General features: G+C 65.2%; 15 protein-coding genes. 8 read left to right on the top strand and 7 right to left on the bottom strand.

Annotated elements, in window-relative coordinates; genetic code table 11:
- Positions 1 to 48: 48 nt before the first annotated feature.
- From L2Y96_RS00400 to L2Y96_RS00390, 3 genes are all read left to right on the top strand, one after another.
- The gene (locus tag L2Y96_RS00400) at positions 49 to 1794 is read left to right on the top strand and encodes an FAD-dependent oxidoreductase (RefSeq protein WP_247330993.1); all 1746 of its coding nucleotides are present in this window, start codon (positions 49 to 51) and stop codon (positions 1792 to 1794) included.
- A 147-nt stretch (positions 1795 to 1941) separates the two neighbouring features.
- The gene (locus tag L2Y96_RS00395) at positions 1942 to 4158 is read left to right on the top strand and encodes a TonB-dependent receptor (RefSeq protein WP_247330992.1); all 2217 of its coding nucleotides are present in this window, start codon (positions 1942 to 1944) and stop codon (positions 4156 to 4158) included.
- Between the two features lie 197 nt (positions 4159 to 4355).
- Positions 4356 to 5471, top strand: a complete 1116-nt coding sequence (locus L2Y96_RS00390) for an FAD binding domain-containing protein (protein ID WP_247330990.1) — start codon at positions 4356 to 4358, stop codon at positions 5469 to 5471.
- Positions 5472 to 5492: 21 nt separating this feature from the next.
- Here L2Y96_RS00390 and L2Y96_RS00385 read toward each other — a convergent pair whose 3' ends face one another.
- A complete protein-coding gene (locus L2Y96_RS00385; protein ID WP_247330988.1) occupies positions 5493 to 6056 on the bottom strand; it encodes a CGNR zinc finger domain-containing protein in 564 nt (187 codons plus the stop codon).
- 111 nt (positions 6057 to 6167) lie between these two features.
- Between L2Y96_RS00385 and L2Y96_RS00380 the strand changes: the two genes are divergently transcribed.
- Positions 6168 to 7040: an alpha/beta fold hydrolase gene (locus L2Y96_RS00380; RefSeq protein ID WP_247330986.1), complete on the top strand. Its 873-nt coding sequence runs from the start codon at positions 6168 to 6170 to the stop codon at positions 7038 to 7040.
- 99 nt (positions 7041 to 7139) lie between these two features.
- Here L2Y96_RS00380 and L2Y96_RS00375 read toward each other — a convergent pair whose 3' ends face one another.
- Complete coding sequence (locus tag L2Y96_RS00375; protein WP_247330984.1) at positions 7140 to 7880, bottom strand: SDR family oxidoreductase; 741 nt, start codon at positions 7878 to 7880, stop codon at positions 7140 to 7142.
- 101 nt (positions 7881 to 7981) lie between these two features.
- On the opposite strand from L2Y96_RS00375, the gene L2Y96_RS00370 reads away from it, so the two are divergent.
- Positions 7982 to 8881: an AraC family transcriptional regulator gene (locus L2Y96_RS00370; protein WP_247330982.1), complete on the top strand. Its 900-nt coding sequence runs from the start codon at positions 7982 to 7984 to the stop codon at positions 8879 to 8881.
- Here L2Y96_RS00370 and L2Y96_RS00365 read toward each other — a convergent pair.
- Together L2Y96_RS00365 and L2Y96_RS00360 are read right to left on the bottom strand one after the other, a co-directional pair.
- The gene (locus tag L2Y96_RS00365) at positions 8808 to 9626 is read right to left on the bottom strand and encodes a DNA-3-methyladenine glycosylase family protein (protein WP_247330980.1); all 819 of its coding nucleotides are present in this window, start codon (positions 9624 to 9626) and stop codon (positions 8808 to 8810) included. The genes L2Y96_RS00370 and L2Y96_RS00365 overlap by 74 nt on opposite strands.
- A 17-nt stretch (positions 9627 to 9643) precedes the next feature.
- Complete coding sequence (locus L2Y96_RS00360; protein WP_247330978.1) at positions 9644 to 10441, bottom strand: SDR family NAD(P)-dependent oxidoreductase; 798 nt, start codon at positions 10439 to 10441, stop codon at positions 9644 to 9646.
- 120 nt (positions 10442 to 10561) lie between these two features.
- On the opposite strand from L2Y96_RS00360, the gene L2Y96_RS00355 reads away from it, so the two are divergent.
- The gene (locus L2Y96_RS00355) at positions 10562 to 11503 is read left to right on the top strand and encodes a GlxA family transcriptional regulator (RefSeq protein WP_247330976.1); all 942 of its coding nucleotides are present in this window, start codon (positions 10562 to 10564) and stop codon (positions 11501 to 11503) included.
- Here L2Y96_RS00355 and L2Y96_RS00350 read toward each other — a convergent pair.
- Entirely contained in the window at positions 11500 to 13872 is a 2373-nt protein-coding gene (locus tag L2Y96_RS00350; RefSeq protein WP_247330974.1) for a DNA polymerase II, read from the bottom strand. The genes L2Y96_RS00355 and L2Y96_RS00350 overlap by 4 nt on opposite strands.
- 723 nt (positions 13873 to 14595) lie before the next feature.
- On the opposite strand from L2Y96_RS00350, the gene L2Y96_RS00345 reads away from it, so the two are divergent.
- The gene (locus tag L2Y96_RS00345) at positions 14596 to 15852 is read left to right on the top strand and encodes a flavin monoamine oxidase family protein (protein WP_247330972.1); all 1257 of its coding nucleotides are present in this window, start codon (positions 14596 to 14598) and stop codon (positions 15850 to 15852) included.
- A gap of 82 nt (positions 15853 to 15934) precedes the next feature.
- Here the strand turns inward: L2Y96_RS00345 and L2Y96_RS00340 are convergent, their stop codons facing one another.
- A complete protein-coding gene (locus L2Y96_RS00340; protein ID WP_247330970.1) occupies positions 15935 to 16075 on the bottom strand; it encodes a hypothetical protein in 141 nt (46 codons plus the stop codon).
- A gap of 205 nt (positions 16076 to 16280) precedes the next feature.
- A complete protein-coding gene (locus L2Y96_RS00335) occupies positions 16281 to 16574 on the bottom strand; it encodes a hypothetical protein (RefSeq protein ID WP_247330969.1) in 294 nt (97 codons plus the stop codon).
- Positions 16575 to 16680: 106 nt separating this feature from the next.
- Between L2Y96_RS00335 and L2Y96_RS00330 the strand changes: the two genes are divergently transcribed.
- Positions 16681 to 17646 (top strand): GlxA family transcriptional regulator, encoded by a 966-nt coding sequence (locus L2Y96_RS00330; RefSeq protein ID WP_247330967.1) that lies wholly within the window; start codon positions 16681 to 16683, stop codon positions 17644 to 17646.
- The last annotated feature ends 95 nt before the right edge of the window (positions 17647 to 17741 follow it).

Raw genomic sequence — 17741 nt, 5'->3', positions numbered from 1 at the left:
AGGAACAGCGCAGCGGTGCATGCTCGGCCCATTCCCAAGGAGAACGTCATGGATCGCCGCACCCTGCTGAAGACCGCCCTTGTCCTCCCCCTGCTGCCACTGGCCGCCAAGGTAGATGCCTTCGTTACGGGCGGGGGCCGCTGGCTGAAACCGGGGGCGGCCGGCTGGCCGACGGACGCCGACTGGGAAGCACTGAACCGCCTGGTCGGTGGCCGGCTCTCCATCCCGAAGAACCCGTTGCTCGACCCGGCGACCCGCGAAGATGCGCTCGCTCACATCGGCAATCAGTTTTATGTCGGCGACCAGCCCGGCCTCACCCAGACCGGCGCTTACTACAACGCCTGGACCTCGACGCCGAGCGCCCGGGTACTCGCCGCCGAGAGCGCGCAGGACATCGCCACCGCCATTACCTGGGCCCGCAAGCACCGGGTGCGGGTGGTGATCCGCGGGGGTGGCCATAGCTACCTCGGCGCCTCGAACGCGCCCGACTCCCTGCTGATCTGGACCCGGCGCATGAACAGCGTGACGCTGGCCGACGGCTTCGTGCCCCAGGGGGCAACGGCCGGTACCGCCGGGCTACCCGCCGCCCACGTGGGCGCGGGTGCCATGTGGATCGATGCCTACAACGCCGTGACCACGATCGGCGGTCGCTACATCCAGGGCGGCGGCTGCACCACGGTCGGCTGCGCTGGCTTCACCAACGGCGGCGGCTTCGGCAGCCTGTCGAAGGGATTCGGCACGGGCGCCTCCAACTTGCTGGAGGCCGAAATCGTCACGGCAGACGGCAAGATCCGCGTCGTGAACGCCTACCAGGATCCGGAACTGTTCTGGGCGCTGAAGGGCGGTGGCGGCGGCAGCTTCGGCGTGATTACCCGGCTGACCTTCCGCACGCATTACCTGCCCCAGCTCATCGGCGGCACGCATGGCTCGATCCAGGCCGATAGCGACGAGGCATTCCATGCGCTGGTGGCGCAGGCCATGCGCCACTTTCGCGACAACCTCTGCAACCCGCACTGGGGCGAGCAGATGGAGTTCCACGGCGATCGTCGCCTCGATTTCCACATGCTGTTCCAGGGCATCGGCGAGGACCAGGCGCGCGCCGCCTGGCAGCCCTTCCTCGACTGGGTGGCGGCCCGCAAGGCCTACACATGGAAGACGCCGTTCTGGCTGGGCGCCATGCCGGCAAAGCATTTCTGGGACATCGATTTCTACAAGGAGCACGGCCTGACCTTCGCGTCGGCGGACAACCGCCCGGGCGCGCCGGCCTACCACATGGTCTGGACGGGGGATCAGGAGCAGGTGGGCACCTACCTCTATGCCTACACCTCGGCGTGGCTTCCTTCGCGCCTGCTCAAGGAGGACCAGATCGATACGCTGGCCACCACGATCATCGAGGCGGCGCGAATCCAGGGCTTCTCCCTACATTTCAACAAGGGCCTCTACGGCGCCAGCGAAGAAACCCTCGCCCGCGCCCGCGATACGGCCATGAACCCCGAGGTGCTCGACGCCTTCGCCCTCGCCATCATCGCCACGGGCGGCCCGGCGGTGTACGAAGGCCTGCCCGATGCCCACCGCGATGACGTGAAGGCGAAGCGCGACGCCGCCGCTGTCCAGGCCTCGTACGCCCGGCTTACCAAGGTGGCCCCGGGGGCAGGCGCCTACTTCTCGGAAAGCGATTACTTCCAGAAGGACTACGAGAAGGCCTACTGGGGTACGAACGTCCGCCGGCTCTCGGCCGCCAAACGAAAGTACGACCCGGATGGCACGTTCACGGTGCGCAACGGGATCGCCTGACCCCCGCAAACCCTTGCGGCAGGCGGGTTCGGGGCAGTGGGCTGCGGCAAGCTGTTGCTATGCAACAGCCCCGTAATGCGAGATACTTGAGACCTATTCTCATTTCCATTCGCATTACTGGGCCGCTGCTGCCCACCAGGATCCGCCATGTTCGCCTCCTCCCTGCCCCGCCGCCGCATCGCGGCTTCGGTCCGTTTCGCCCTTGTCGGCGCCCTCCTCGTCTCCGCGTCGGTGCATGCCGCCGATGCCGACGTGGCCGATGCGCAGAAGAAGGCCCAGGAAAACGCCACGACGCTCTCCGGCGTGCAGGTGAGCGCGGACATGGCGGCCCCCACGGCGGCTTACGCCGGTGGCCAGGTGGCCCGCGGCGGCCGTTTCGGCGTGCTGGGCAACCAGGATGCGATGAACGTCCCGTTCGCGCTCACCAGCTACACCGATACGCTGATCCGCACCCAGCAGGCCCGCACGCTCGGCGACGTGGTCGATAACGACCCGGCCGTGCGTTACGGCTTTGGCTACGGCAACTACTCGCAGGTGTTCATCATCCGCGGCTTCCAGCTGGCCAGCGACGACATCAGCTTCGATGGCCTGTACGGCCTGCTGCCGCGCCAGCTCCTCGCGCCGGAACTGATCAGCCGCGTCGAAGTGTTCAAGGGCGCGAATGCGTTCCTCAATGGCATGAGCGTCGGCGGCAGCGGCATCGGTGGCGGTATCAACATCGCGCCGAAGCGCGCGGAAGCCGATCCGATCACGCGCGTCGGTGTCGACTACGGCAGCGACAGCCAGATCGGTGAGAGCGTCGACGTGGGCCGCCGCTGGGGCGCGAACAAGGAGTTCGGCCTGCGCGTGAATGCCGTGCACCGCGAAGGCGGCGCCGGTGTCGATGGCGAGAAGCGCCGCGTCACCGCCGCATCCCTCGCCTTCGATTACCAGGGTGAGAAGCTGCGCATCACCGCGGATGCCGGCTACCAGAAGCAGGACATCAACGGCGGCCGCTCGGTGGTCTACATCGGCAGCGCCACCGAAGTGCCGCGCGTCCCCTCGGCCCGCACCAATTACTCGCAGCCGTGGTCGGGTTCGTCGCTCGAAGACACCTTCGGCGTCATCCGTGCCGAGTACGACTTCACCCCGTGGCTCACGGGCTATGTCGCTGCAGGCGCGCACCACGGCAACGAGTTCGGCGATTACGTGAGCCCGTCGCTGGTCGGCAACGCCGGCAACGCGACCGAAAGCCGCTTCACCGTGCCGTACGTCGCCAACACCGGCACTGGCGAAGCGGGCTTCAACGCGCACTTCGATACCGGTGAGGTGACCCACCGCGTGACGCTCGGTTTCTCGGCGCTGACGACGAACAAGAAGGCCGCTTACGCCGGTTCGAGCACGATCAACACCAACATCTACAGCCCCACCTACGTCGCGCTGCCGGACTACGTCTACAACGTCGGCCCGATCAGCTCGCCGGGTATCACCGGCCGCACGCAGCTGCGCAGCCTGGCCCTGTCGGACACGCTCGGCTTCTTCGATGATCGCCTCGCGGTGACGGTTGGTGTCCGTCGCCAGAAGCTGCTGGTGGCAGGCTACGCGTACGCCGTCGATGGTGTGCCGGGCTCGAAGACCAGCGAATACGTGGCCTATACCAACAGCCCGGTCATCGGTGCGAACTTCCGCATCAGCGACCAGTGGGCGGTGTATGCCAACCACATCGAAGCGCTCACCCAGGGCGGCGAAGCGCCGGTGAACTTCAACGGTGCACCGGTCACGAATGCCGGTCAGGTGTTCAAGCCGTACAAGGCCAAGCAGAACGAAGTGGGCGTGAAGTGGGATGCCGGCACCATCGGCAGCAGCCTCGGCCTGTACCAGATCAAGCAGCCCAGCGCGTACGTCGATGCCACGAACACCTATGTGGTCGATGGCGAACAGCGCAACCGCGGCGTGGAGTGGAACTTCTTCGGTGAGCCGGTGAAGGGCGTGCGCATCCTCGGCGGTGCGAACTACATCCAGCCGGAACTGGTGAAGACCCAGGGCGGCCTGAGCGATGGCAAGGACGCGATCGGCGTGCCGCGCTTCCAGGCGAACGCCGGCGTGGAGTGGACCATCCCGAACACCCCGGATCTCACGCTCAACGCGCGCGTCGTACGCACCGGCAAGCAGTACCTCGACGTGAACAACACGCTGCGCGTGCCGGCCTGGACCACTTACGACATCGGCGCGCGCATCACGCCGAAGCTCGAGAACGTGCCGGTGACCTTCAACGTCAGCGTCGAGAACCTGATGAACAAGGGCTACTGGGCCTCGGCCACGGGTGGTTACCTGACCCAGGGCACGCCGCGCACCGTGATGGTCTCGGCTTCGTTCGACCTGTAACAACGCCCTATGTAGGAGCTCACCCTGTGAGCGACGCCTTTCGCGATGACGCCACAAGACTTGTGGGCCTTTCGCGAAAGATGTCGCCCACAGGGTGGGCTCCTACAACGAGGCGGTGACATCCGTAGGAAACTGCAAGCCGCGCGAACGCGCAGGTTGCTACGTTGCCCGGGTCTTCCACGGAAACCCGGAACCCCATGCGCATCGGCATCGTCGGCGGCTCCCTGGGTGGCCTGTTCGTGGCGGCCTTGCTGCACGCCGATGGCCACGAGGTGCATGTCTTCGAACGCACCGCTGGCGGCCTTGCCGGGCGCGGCGCCGGACTCGTCGCGCAACACGAAATTTTTGAAGTGCTGCGCCGGCTCGGCACGGAATCTGTCGCACGCGTCGGGGTCGTTGCTTACGAACGCGTGGTACTCGCACCCGATGGCAGTATCGCCAGTACCGAGCCCACGCCGCAGATGCAGGTGTCATGGGACGGCCTCTACCGTGCCTTGCTCGCCCACGTGCCGGCCCATGGATACCACGTGGGCGATGCCGTCACCGCCGTGGAGCAGACCGCCACGGAAGCTATCGTCGAACTGGCGTCCGGTAAGCACCATGTCTTCGATGGCGTCATCGGCGCCGATGGCCTCGGCTCGGTGGTCCGCGCCCTGGTGACACCCACGCAGCGTGATAACGGCTATGCCGGTTACGTGGCTTGGCGAGGGCTGCTACCCGAGCGCGATGTCCCGGCGGTGGCTTCATCCATGCTGTTTGAGCGCTTTGCCTTTTACTTCATGCCCGGCGGGCAAGCACTGGGCTATCTCGTGCCGGGGCCCGATGGTGAGATCACGCCTGGGCACCGCCGCTACAACTGGGTGTGGTACCGGCAGGCGCCGGGACTGCCAAACCTGCGGCGCACGCTCACCGATCTCGAAGGCCGCATCCATCCGTATTCGCTCGCGCGCGGCGAGGTGGCCGATGGCGATGTGGAGACCTTGCGCAAAGCCGCACGCACGGCGCTGCCACCGGCGTTTCGCGCCGTCGTCGAGGCTGAGCCCACGCCCTTCGTACAGGCCATCTTCGATCACGAGAGCACGCGGATGGCGTCGGGGCGTATCGCGCTTTTAGGCGACGCGGCCTTCGTCGTCAGGCCGCATACCGCGATGGGCGCCGCCAAGGCGGCCGGCGATGCAATGACCCTCGTGGCAGCCCTGCGCCGTCTTCCCGTGCGCGAAGCCTTCGTAGCCTATGAAGCGGAACGCCTGCCGGTAGGCCGGCGGATCGCGGCCTATGGGCGCCAGCTCGGCGCGGCCCTGCAGCCCGCATGAGCCGCCACCGTGCCGCGCCGTTTATTTGCCCTGGCGTTCGCGGAAGCGGCTGACCTTGGCCCGGTTGCCGCACATGGCCATGCTGCACCAACGGCGGCGGTGCGATTTGGTGCGGTCGTAGAACCACAGCGAGCACTCTTCGTGCTCGCACTCCCGCACCAGGCTGAAATCGCCCTCCGCCAACAGGGTGAGTGCGGCTTCGCCCAAGGGCGCCAGCGCACGCCAGGCGGCATCGCCTTCATAGCGGCGTTCCGCATGCAGGCCGTCGGCGTGCTGCACGAGCGCCATGTGGCTGCTCATGTGCCGGGTGAGGACGTTGAGCTGGGCGATGTCCACGGCGTCGCCGCGCTTGCGCGCCAGCACGGCCTGGCGGATGGCTTCGCGCAATTCGACCGCACGGGCGCCCAGGCCAGCGGAGGCTTCCACGGGACCGCCCGTCATGCGGGAAAGCCATGCCGCCGTCGCCGCGTCGGAGACGAGGTGGTCGACCGACTCACCGTTCTCCATGACCACGGTGTTGATCAGGTCCAACGCCGGCTGGTCCGCGAGGATCGGCGGCATTTCGAGCGAAGTGACAGGGTTCATGGGCAAATAGTAACCCTTAAAATGTCTATTGACAAGTTACATGGTCGATGTTTAGCCTATTCGTAACCCTGATAAATCATTTATACAGGTTACCAACCGGAGAGCCTCACCATGAACCAGACCGCCGCCGAATACCCCGTCCACCACCGTTATGTCGACGCCGACGGCGTCCGCGTGTTCTACCGCGAGGCGGGTAACCCCAACGCCCCGACCCTTTTGCTCGTCCACGGCTTCCCGACCAGCTCCCTGCAGTACCGCGAGCTCTTCAACGAACTGCATGACCAGTTCCATCTCGTGGCACCCGACCTGCCGGGCTTCGGCTTCACCGAAGTGCCGGACGACCGGAAGTACGACTACACCTTCGACAGCCTGGGCAAGACCCTCGAGGCCTTCGTCGACGCGATCGACCTGAAGAAGTACATCCTCTACATCTTCGATTACGGCGCTCCCTCGGCCCTGCGCCTGGCGCTGGCCAAGCCCGAACGTTTCGCCGGCCTGATCAGCCAGAACGGCAATGCGTACCTCGAAGGCCTCGGTGATGCCTGGGCCCCCGTGCGGGCCTACTGGGCGGACGAAAGCGCGGCGAATCGCGAGGGCGTGCGCGAAGCCACGACGCTCGAAGGCATCAAGTGGCAGTACACCCACGGCGTGACGGACCAGACCCTGCTTGATCCGATGATGTGGCAGCTCGACTACCTGCTGATGCAGCGCCCGGGCAACACCGATATCCAGCTCGATCTGTTCCTCAACTACCGCACCAACCTGGAGAAGTACCCGGCATTCCAGCAGCTGTTCCGCGAGAAGCGCGTTCCCACCCTCGTGATCTGGGGCAAGCACGATCCGTTCTTCATCCCGCCAGGCGCCGAGGCGTACCGCCGCGATAACCCGGATGCGATCGTCGAACTGCTCGATACCGGCCACTTCGCCCTGGAGACGCACGGCAAGCACATCGCGCAGCGCATCCGCGAAGTGTTCGCAAAGTAACTCGTGTAGGAGCGTGCTTGCACGCGATCCGCCGGCAGGCGGCAAGGGTGAGGCAAGCCCTATCGCGCGCAAGCGCGCTCCTACACAGGCCCCGAAAAATCAGGCGTTGAACCAGATCTCGGCATCTTCGCCTGCAGGAATACGCGCCGGGCAATTCGGATCCGTCGCCGCCCGCCATACAGCTTCCGCCACCGCGCTGGAGCTGGTGGTGGGCGTCGTCGCGTCGCGCAGGCCTTCGAACACCTTGCCGGCGAAGTCGGCATACGGCGCGGGGAAATCACCAATGCGTGCACGGGCGTTTTCGCCGAAGCGCGTCGTTGGTGCGCGGCCCGGTAGCACCACGCGCACGCGGATGCCGAATGGCGCGAGTTCATGCGCCACGGATTCGCTGAAGGCGTTCACCGCCGCTTTGCTGGCCGTGTACACCGACAGGAGCGGCAGCGGCCGCAACGTCACCGTCGAGGTCACGTTGATGATCGTGCCTGCCTTCTTCTCGCGAAACTGCGGCAGCACCGCCTGGGTCATCGCGAAGGTGCCGAGGGTGTTGGTCTCGAACACATCGCGGGCCACCTCGATGGGCGTGCCTTCCAACGCGTTGAACATGCCGATACCCGCGTTGTTGACGAGTACGTCGATCGGGCCGGCTTCCGCCAGCGCGCGCTGGATGCTCGCCGGGTCGGTGACGTCGAGCGCGACCACTTTCAGGTGCTCCGACGCCGGGAACAGCTCCGCATTCGGCGTGCGCATGGTGGCGACGACGCGCCAGCCCTGAGCGAGGAAGTGACGCGCGGTCTCGAGGCCAAAGCCGGACGAGCAACCGGTGATGAGGACGGTCTGCATGGGAGGGAAACTCCTTGGGTGGGTGGATACACCCAAGATAGGTGCGGCCTGCCGGACGTCCTATAATCGAACGTCCTCTATTCATTCGCAGGAGTCCGGCCGTGACTGACCCGTTCGCCGAGGTGGTGACCCTGCTCCAGCCGGCCATGCGCTTCTCCAAGACGGTGACGGCGGGCGGGCGCTGGCGGGTGAGCCGGCCGGCCACGGGCGAGCCGTTCTATTGCGCCGTGCTGGAGGGCGCCTCCCGCCTGATCGTGGCGGGACGGGAACCGGTGACGCTGCACGCTGGCGATTTCGTGCTGGTGCCTGCCGCGTTTGAGTTCAGCAGCACGAGCATCGATCCTCTGCCCGAGGGCGAGATTTCTCCTGTAGCTGTGGCGGACGGCCGCTCTCGCGTGGGTGATCCGGATGGCCCTACCGATTACCGAGCCCTGATCGGCCACTGTGCGTTCGGCTCCCCGGACGCTGCGTTGCTCGTGTCGCTATTGCCTGAGGTGCTTCACGTGCGTGGCGAACCGCGCCTCACCGCGCTGGTGGGGCTCGTGGGCGACGAATCACGCAGCGGCAGACCGGCGCGCGATGTCGTGCTGGAGCGTTTGCTCGAGGTGCTTTTCATCGATGCACTGCGCTCGGCGGGTGCCACGGCACCGGTGGGCCTGGTGCGCGGCCTGGCCGATCCGCGCATGGCGCCAGTCCTGCGCCGCATCCATGAGAGCCCCGCAGAGGCATGGAGCGTCGCACGCATGGCCAGCGAGGCCGCGCTATCGCGCTCGGCGTTCTTCGAACGCTTCACCCGTGTCGTCGGCATCGCGCCCATGGAGTACCTGCTGACCTGGCGCATGGCCATGGCCCGGCAGCTATTGCGCCAGGACGGCGCGGGAGTCGCGCATGTCGCGGAACGGGTGGGTTATGGCTCAGCGAGTGCGTTCAGCGTGGCTTTCGCGCGGCACGTCGGCCAGCCGCCGGCGCGTTATGCGCGGGCTGAGGCGGCAGCGGGGTAGCCGTAGCCGTGCCACGTGTTACTGGGCTCTTCTTTGCTGGGCTCTTCTTTGCTGCGCCAGTCTTTGCAATGCGGGTCTTTGCGGTGCCTTCGTTCGCGGCGCTGCTCTTTGTAGCACTGTAATAGCCCCACAAGATTTGCGCAGCCACCGCGCGGAATGGCTTCCAGCGCTCGGCACGTACGTAGAGTTCCTTTTCGGTCGGCCGCTGTTCGAGACCATCGATGAGCCGCGCGGCTTCCTGCAACGCGATATCCGCCGCAGGAAAGAAATCGGTACGCCCATACGCGCCGATGAGGAACGCTTCCGCCGTCCACCGGCCAATACCTAGCAAGGCGGTGAGCGTGGCAACGGCCGTGTCGTCATCCGCGAGCGCCAACGCGGCGAAATCAAGCCGACCTTCGTTCTCCGCCTGGGCAAGCGCGACTGCATAGCGCGCTTTAGGCTTCGACATACCGAGCTCGCGCATGCGCTCTTCGCCTGCCGCAAGCACCGTATGAGCAGTCACCTCGCCAAGGCCTTCCTGGATACGCTTCCAGATTGCTGCCGCCGAGGCGAGGGAAACCTGTTGCTCGGCGACCAGATGAAGCAACCCGCTGAAGGCGGCCGGGCGCGAGCGCCAGGCGAAGTCAGGCACGACGGCGTTCGCCGTAGCCAGCGAAGGATCGAGACGAACGAGCTCCGCGCGCAAGGCGCGGAGCTCGTCGGCGGTATAGCTATGGCCGTGGGGGCGGGGTGCATCGGGCATCCCGCTAGGGTACGGCTTCACGCGGTGGCGAGGTAGCGCTCCGCGGGCGTGGCGCTCGACAGGCGCGGCGCCATGACCTGGCGTGCGGCTTCGTAAGCGTCCCACTCCGCTTCGTTCTGCAGCGGCGGGATCGTGACCAGTTCACCGCGATCGAAGCCGACGAGCGCCGCGTCAACGAGATCTTCGGCGGTCATCACGATCTCCTTCGGCAACATATCGACGGACATGCCACCCGCGTCCCAGAACTCGGTCGCCGTCGCGCCCGGCAACACGGCCTGCACCTGCACGCCCTTGTCGGCCAGTTCGTGCTTCAGCGACTGGCTGAAAGCGACGACGAAGGCCTTGCTGCCGCCATACACCCCGTTGAGGATCTCGGGAGCGATCGCGACGATCGAGGCGATATTGATCACCGCGCCCTGCCCACGCGCCACGAAGCCCGGCACGGCGGCATAGGTGAGACGAGTGAGCGCCGTGACATTGAGATCGATCATCTTGTTCATCGCCTCGATCTTGCTGTCGAGCAGCGGCGTATGCGTGCCCACGCCGGCGTTGTTCACCAGCACGCGGATGCTCGCGTCGTCGCGCAACTTCGCTTCCACCCGGCCGAGATCAGCGGCATTGGCCAGGTCGGCGGCCAGCACCTCGACCGCACGGCCGGTGGCCTGGGTGATCTTGCCGGCGAGGGCCTTCAGGCGGTCGGCATTGCGAGCCACGATGATCAGGTCGTAGCCGCGGGCAGCGAGGCGCTCGGCGTAGACGGCGCCAATGCCGGACGAGGCACCAGTGACGACAGCAGTTCCAAGGGAAGCGTTCATGGGGTTCTCCAGGGTGTGAGGCGGCGGGCGCCGCGGCATGGAGAAAGCATGCGCCGGCTCGCTTATGGCGCAAATGACGTATATAGTCATGTTTTAGGCCACGACGCCGGGAGGCCGGCCATGCACCGTATCGGCTACGTACTGTCGGATAGTTTCCAGATGATGGCCCTGGGCACCCAGGCCGTCTTCGAGTTCGCCAACCAGATCGTGGGTAGCGAGTATTACCAGGTGCAGGTGTACTCCCCGGGCGGTGGCGACGTGCGCTCCTCGTTTGGCGTCTCGGTGGCGACGCGGCAGCTCACCGCGCGTACACCGGCCGACACGTGGCTCATCCCGGGCGTGCTCGATCCGCTGGTCGCCGACACCGAACCCGCCGTGCTGAAGTTTCTGGCCGGGCCAGCCCAGCGCGCCCGGCGTATCGCCGGGCTGTGTACCGGCGGCTTCATGCTGGCTGAGGCGGGCCTGCTTGATGGCCGCCGTGCGACCACCCACTGGCTCTTCGCCGACGCCCTGCGCCAGCGTTACCCGAATATCACGGTGGAGCCGGATCGCATCTTCGTCACCGACGGCCCCATGTGGACTTCCGCCGGTATGACCGCCGGGCTCGACCTGGCGCTCGGCCTTGTCGAAAAAGACCTCGGGCCCGAGGTGACACGCTCGCTCGCGCACAAGTTGGTCATGCCGCACCGTCGCTCGGGCGGCCAGACCCAGCACTCGGAAATGCTGATGCTCGCACCGCGTACCGATCGCATCCAGGAAGCGCTTGATTACGCACGGCGCAACCTGGCGCAACCGCTCGGCGTGGAAGAACTCGCCGAGGTCGCGCACCTCAGCCCGCGCCAGTTCAGCCGCGTTTTCACAGCGGAGACGGGCGAATCCCCCGCTAAGGCGGTGGAGAAGCTGCGCCTGGAGGCGGCGCGCACCCTCATTGAACAGAGCCGGCATTCGCTCGATGTGGTCGCGCGCGAAACGGGCTTCCGCGACCGGCGCCACCTGCGCGAGGTATTCCAGCGCGGGTACGGTATCGCACCACAAGCGGTACGCCGGTCGGCGCGCGCCTAGAACAGCTCGGGCTGCTGGTTCGTCAGCGCGGCGAGGCTGTCACCCAGCGGCGCGAGGATCGCATCGGCGATCGGCTCCAGCTGGTTCGTGAGGTAGTGCTCGTGGTCGATGCTAGCCACGCGCGCTTCGATCGGCTCGGGGCCGCTTAGCGTCATCACGTAGCTGATCCAGCCACCGTTCTGGTACTGCAGGGGGCGGCCCTGGCGAGCGTTGTAGTCGTCCGCCATGCGCGCCGCGCGTACCTGCGGAGGCGTGGTGCGGTCGTAGGAATCCAGCTTGCCGCGCAGGCGCTTGCGATACACGAGCAAGTCGTCGAGCTCGCCTGCCTGCAAGCGGCGTACGTAATCTTTCACGTAATCCGCGTACGGCTCGCGGCGGAAGATCCGGCCAAAGAGTTCGCGCTGGAAACCCTGTGCCAGTGGCGTCCAGTCGCTTCTCACCGTTTCCAGGCCGCGGAACACCAGTTCCTCGGTGCCATCTTCTTCCACGAGGCCGGCGTAACGTTTCTTGCTGCCGAGTTCGCTGCCGCGGATCGTCGGCATGAAGAAGCGCTTGTAGTGCGTATCGAATTCGATCTCGAGGAAGCTTTCGATGCCCAGCTCATTGGCCAGCGAATCCTTCCAGTAGCCGTTGATGAGCTTGACCAACCGGTCGCCGACGGCCAGCGCTTCCTTCTCATCGTGCGCTCGGCCCAGCCAGATGAAGATCGAGTCGGTGTCGCCATAGATGGCCTCATAACCCTCCGCCTCGACCAGCTTGCGTGTCGTGCGCATCATCTCGTGGCCGCGCAGCGTGACGGCGGCGGCGAGACGCGGATCGAAGAAGCGGCCACCCGAGGCGCCGAGCACGCCGACGAACGCATTCATCAACAGCTTGAATGCTTGCGATAGCGCCTGGTTGCCATCGCGCTTGGCCTGGTCGCGGCGTTGCCACAGGTGGGTGATGATGCCGGGTAGGCAGTGCTTCGTTCGTGAGAATCGCGTGCCGTTGGGGCCGGGTACGGTCTTGCTTTCATCCGGTTCCAGCGCCCCTTCCGCCAGGCCGATCGGGTCGACCAGGAAGGTGCGGATGATCGACGGATACAGGCTCTTGTAGTCGAGCACGAGTACCGAATCGTAGATGCCGGGCCGCGACTCCATCACGAAGCCACCTGGATACGACTCGCCGTGCGCGATGCCGATGTTCGGCGCCACATAACCTTCGCGATGCATGCGCGGCAGGTAATGGTGGCTGAAGGCGGCGATCGAGCCGCCCGACTGGTCGGCTGGCAGGCCGGTGGCGTTCGCGCGTTCCAGGACGAAGTCGAGCAGGTTCGCTTTCGCAAAGATCTTCGTCACCAGCTCGCAGTCGACGAGGTTGTAACGGGCGAGCGCGGGCTTGTCCTCACGGAAGCGGCGCTCGATCTCGTCCATGCGGTGATAGGGGTCATCCGTATCCTTACCCTCGCCAAGTAGCGTTTGCGCCACGCTCTCCAGGCTGAAGGAGGGGAAGGACCACATCGCGGAGCGCATCGCCTCGATGCCGTCGACGGCGAGCCGTCCCGGGATGGATGCGAACACGTAGCCCTCGCGTCGGCCGTGCGCCCGCCAGTCGATGGGCTTGCCCGAGCGGCCGATGGAAAACACCAGGCCATGTTGGTCCGCGCACGCCTGCAGCAGGCGCAGGTCGAACTGCACAAGGTTCCAGCCGATGATGGCGTCGGGGTCGTACTCACGGAACCAGGCGTTGAGCGCCAGGATCAGCGCAGGCCGGTCCGGCACATAGGTAAGGGTGAAATCCACTTCGGCAGCGGGGCCTTCCGGCGGCGTACCCAGCATGTAGACCTGGCGTTGGCCGCACCCTTCCAGCGCTACGGAGTAGAGCTCGCCCATGGCGCTCGTCTCGATATCGAGCGAGACCACGCGCAGCGGCGGACGGTAGGGGTCCGTCGGCTTGAGCCGCGGGTTCACGAGGACAGCGTCAGCCGCGTCCCCCATGGCTTCCACGGTGACGGAGGCCGTAATGAAGCGCTCCATGAGAAAGCGATCGGTCGGGCGGATATCGGCTTCGTGCAGGTTCACCCCGCGCTCGGCCAGGCGCTTCTCGAGCCGGAGCATGGCGCGGTAGCTCTGGCCGTAGAGCCCCCGCACCGGCTCCTGGCCGAGGGTTTTCAACGGTAGCGGCTTGAGTTCAAAGGCCGCGTCGTTGCGTATCGCCGCCTCGACGTCGCCCACCTGCGACTCACGCACGAACGCCACCGCGCTCTGGCCTTTCACCAACACCGCCCGCGGACCGTCGTCCGTCGCCAGCCAAAGCTCGAGATCCACGCCTTCGCGCGTATCGCGCCACTGGCGGGTGAGGATGAAGGCGCGCTGGCCGGGGGAGTTCATCCAGGCATTTTAGCGTGCCTTCGAATAAGGGCGAGCCGAAACCAGAGGGCTGCTGACACCGTAGTGTCAGTAGTACGTCATCACTCCGCCCTGCCTTCGTCTACGTAGATAGCGCCCTGATCGTTCACGACGATCTTCCTTCCAGGCGTTTCCGCAAACGTCTAAAACATGTGCTTTGAACGGAACCGATCGAACCGCGTGCAGCCGTCATCCTCGAGCTCAGAAAGTGTCTGCTGCCAGCCGGGCATCATGCCCCTCCCATCCATCGCATGTAACGTTGTAGTTCACCTGGAGGCATTCACCGAGGTGCATGCTGTGTCCCATCATGCGTTCCATTAACTCCCGGATATCGGCCTCTCCCCGCTCTCGAATGTTGCGGCCAGCCGCATCCAACGTAGCTCCCGGTCCAAAGGTGTGCTCTCGTAGGCCCATGGTGCTTCCCTCGTCTATTGATAGGTCGAGAGACGTTAGTCTTTGAGAGTTGCCGCCGCATTGGGAAATGGATCAAGAACTACGTAAGCATATGATTTAACTGGGAGCTCGAACTGCTCGAGGGTTCCAGTCAAGCTCGACTGCGAGGTGCTAAGGGTTGATACGCGCTGAGGATCTTCTAGCTCAGGCATCCCGCCCAATGATCTCGGCTATCACATGCGCAAACTTCCGGACTCACGGGTGCCGTATCATCCGCGGAGGTCATGGTCAGTCGGAGCGGCTCGCGTTCGCATGGCAAACGAAAAGACCTTCGATGTTGATGTTGTGATCATCGGCGCCGGTGCTGCCGGCATTGGCGCAGCGCGACGCCTTTCGGGCCGCGGCTTGTCTGTCTGGCTATTGGAAGCCTCGCAACGCATCGGTGGTCGCGGCTGGACCCTCGATCTTTCCGGCCTTCCACTCGACATGGGCTGCGGCTGGCTGCACTCCGCTGAACACAATGGCTGGCGTCAGCTGGCGGAAGATGGCGGGTGGGAAATCGATAGGCGGGAAGCCGCGTGGAACGAAGCCCAGCCCCATCCGCGCTTCAGCGAGGCTGAGCAGGATGAAGCACACGCCGCCTTCCGCGCGTGGCATGAGCGCTTGATGGATGCGCCGCCCGCGTCGGATCGCGCGTCGGATGCGCTTGATCCTGGCAATCGCTGGAACGGCTACCTGCAGGCGATGAGCGGCTTCATCAGCGGCGCACCGCTAGAGCGTATCTCCGCGACGGACTACAACGCCTACGAACGCGCCGCCACCGAACAGAACTGGCGGCTGCCGCGGGGTTACGGTGCACTCATCACAGCGCATCTCCCTACCGACGTTGGTTGTCGTTTTGCTACCCCGGTCGAAGCGATCGATGCGGATGGCGATGGCGTGGTGCTGACCACTCCACAAGGGACCATTCGCAGCCGAGCCGCCATCATCACCGTGTCGACCAACGTCCTCGCCAGCAGCGCGATTCGCCTGCCTTCGGCGCTGGACGACTGGCGCCACGCGGCCACTTGCCTGCCTCTCGGATGTGACGAAAAGCTCTTCTTCGAGATCGTAGGCGAAGTCGATCTACCCACCGAGCAGGTGCTGATTGCGGATCCGTACGACCCCGACAGCCCGGTGTTCTATTTCCGACCGCTCGAGCGCCCACTGGTCGAAACTTTCCTGGGCGGGCGAAGCGCGCACCAGATCACCGCCGACGGCCCGGCAGCTTCGTTCGACCATCTCTCAACCTTGCTGGCCGGACTGCTTGGTAGCGAAGCTGCAAGCCACCTGCGGCCCCTCGCGTCGTCAGCGTGGAGTATCTCCACGTACATCGGCGGCTCCTACAGCCACGCCCTGCCGACGCAAGCGCATCAGCGCCAGCAACTGGGCCAGCCATTCCGTGAGCGCTTGTTCTTCGCGGGCGAAGCGACCCACCCGAATGCGTTTTCCACGGCGCATGGTGCGCTGGAGAGCGGAACACGCGCGGCCGACGAAGTCCTCGCGAGTCTCGCCGTTCGCCGTCCGTAACTGAGCTACGCGACGGCCTGAAACGAATGACCCCGCGGCGAGGCGCCGCGGGGTCGGTCTTACGCCGTCATCCTACCTGCGCTTAGCGGCGGTAGCAGTCATGCCAGCGGCAGTAGCCACCATCGTGGTGGTAGTAGCCGCCCGGGCGACGGTCATCAATGATGCAACCGCTCAGCGAGGCGGCGGTTACCAGCACGGTCAACACAAGCATCAGGCGTTTCATGGAGCAGGTCCTCGACGGCGTGCGCGGATCGCACCCTGGACACCAGCCTGCGATGTTCCGGCTGAACGATTCGGCGTGAAATGCGTCGATGCTGCGTGACGTAGGGTCTTCGGTTCAGCCACCCGTCGGCGTGCAGTCAGGTGACTGAATTCCGTTGAAACACCCGGCACCTCCGCCGTCATCGGTACCGGGCGACGTGCGTTGGTCAGGCGGTTGGGAGCAGGCGGCCCAACGGCATCAACGGCATGACGGGGAGTAGTTCGTACGTCATCAAGCCCGCGGCGACGAGCGGCAACGTGGCAAGTTCAGCGCGCGCTGCATCCACGGATTCCGCGTTCATCAGGAAGATCGGGCCCGCCTTGTCGCGAAACCAGAACTGCTCGATCTTGCCGTCCAGGTAATGCTTGAGCGTCGCGTGCACTTCAGCCGGCATGTGGTCTTTGAGCTGCTCGGGACCAAGCATGCCGCCGGGGATAGAGGCGATGGCGAAGATTTTCATGGGTGTTTCCTCGTTTCCATGGTGGGGTGTGGAACGAGGCCTACTCTAGGCACGGGGCACGAGCGGGGGTATCGTCGTAAACGACACCTTTAAGGTCATTTACGCCATGCGCATCGCCGTGCTCGCCCTCGATGGTCTGTTTGATACCGGGCTCACCGTCCTGTTGGACGCGCTATCGCTCGCCAACAAATTCGCCGTCGCCCATCTGGGCGGTGCCCCACGCTTTGAAGTCACCGTGGTAGGTGTTCGCAAGAAGGTGCGATCCGGTTTGGGCATGGCCATCCCCGTACATGCCATCACGCCCACGTTGAAGCCCGATTGGGTGATCGTGCCCGCGCTGGGGGCTGGCTCACCCGATGTCCTCGTTCCCGCACTCGCGCGACCCGATGTGAAGGCCGCCACGAAGCAGCTCCTGCGCTGGCGTGAAGAGGGGGCGCAGATCGCGGCCTCGTGCATCGGCACGTTCATCCTCGCCGAAGCCGGTCTGCTCGATGGCCGCGAGGCCACGACCACATGGTGGCTCGCGCCCTTGTTCCGCCAACGTTACCCGCAGGTGCGCCTTGATGAATCGCGCATGCTGGTACCAACAGATACCGGCGTGACCGCAGGTGCCGCGATGGGCCATCTGGACCTCGCGCTGTGGTTGATCCGCAAGGGCAGTCCTGAGTTGTCGGGCCTGGTATCGCGCTACCTGCTCGCCGATATCCGTAGCTCGCAGGCCCCGTACATCATTCCCAACCACCTTGCCCAGGCCGATCCACTCATCCTGAAGTTCGAGCGTTGGTCGCGCGATCAGCTGAAGCACGGGTTCTCGTTGGAAGAAGCGGCGGGTGCCCTAGCGACAAGCCCACGCTCGCTACAGCGTCGCTGCCAGGCCGTACTCGGCAAATCGCCGTTGGCGTACTTCCAGGATCTTCGTGTCGAACGCGCGCAATCGCTACTCCACGGCACCGGCATGGATATCGAAGCGATCGCCGCGGAAGTAGGTTACGAAGATGGCGCGACACTACGCACCCTGCTGCGCCAGCGCCTCGGCAAAGGCGTTCGCGATCTTCGGGCAGATCTTCGATAGATATGACGTTCTCTGTATACTCATGGCTGATCGGCCAACCCGAACTCGTCGATAAGAGCCCCTGGGCGCTTCTTCGGATAGACGAAGTTTTCAGG

The sequence above is a fragment of the Luteibacter aegosomaticola genome, from assembly GCF_023078475.1.
Lineage (GTDB): Bacteria > Pseudomonadota > Gammaproteobacteria > Xanthomonadales > Rhodanobacteraceae > Luteibacter > Luteibacter aegosomaticola.
The sequence above is the reverse complement of the archived record's forward strand: the minus strand, read 5'-3'. Positions and strand labels throughout refer to the sequence as shown.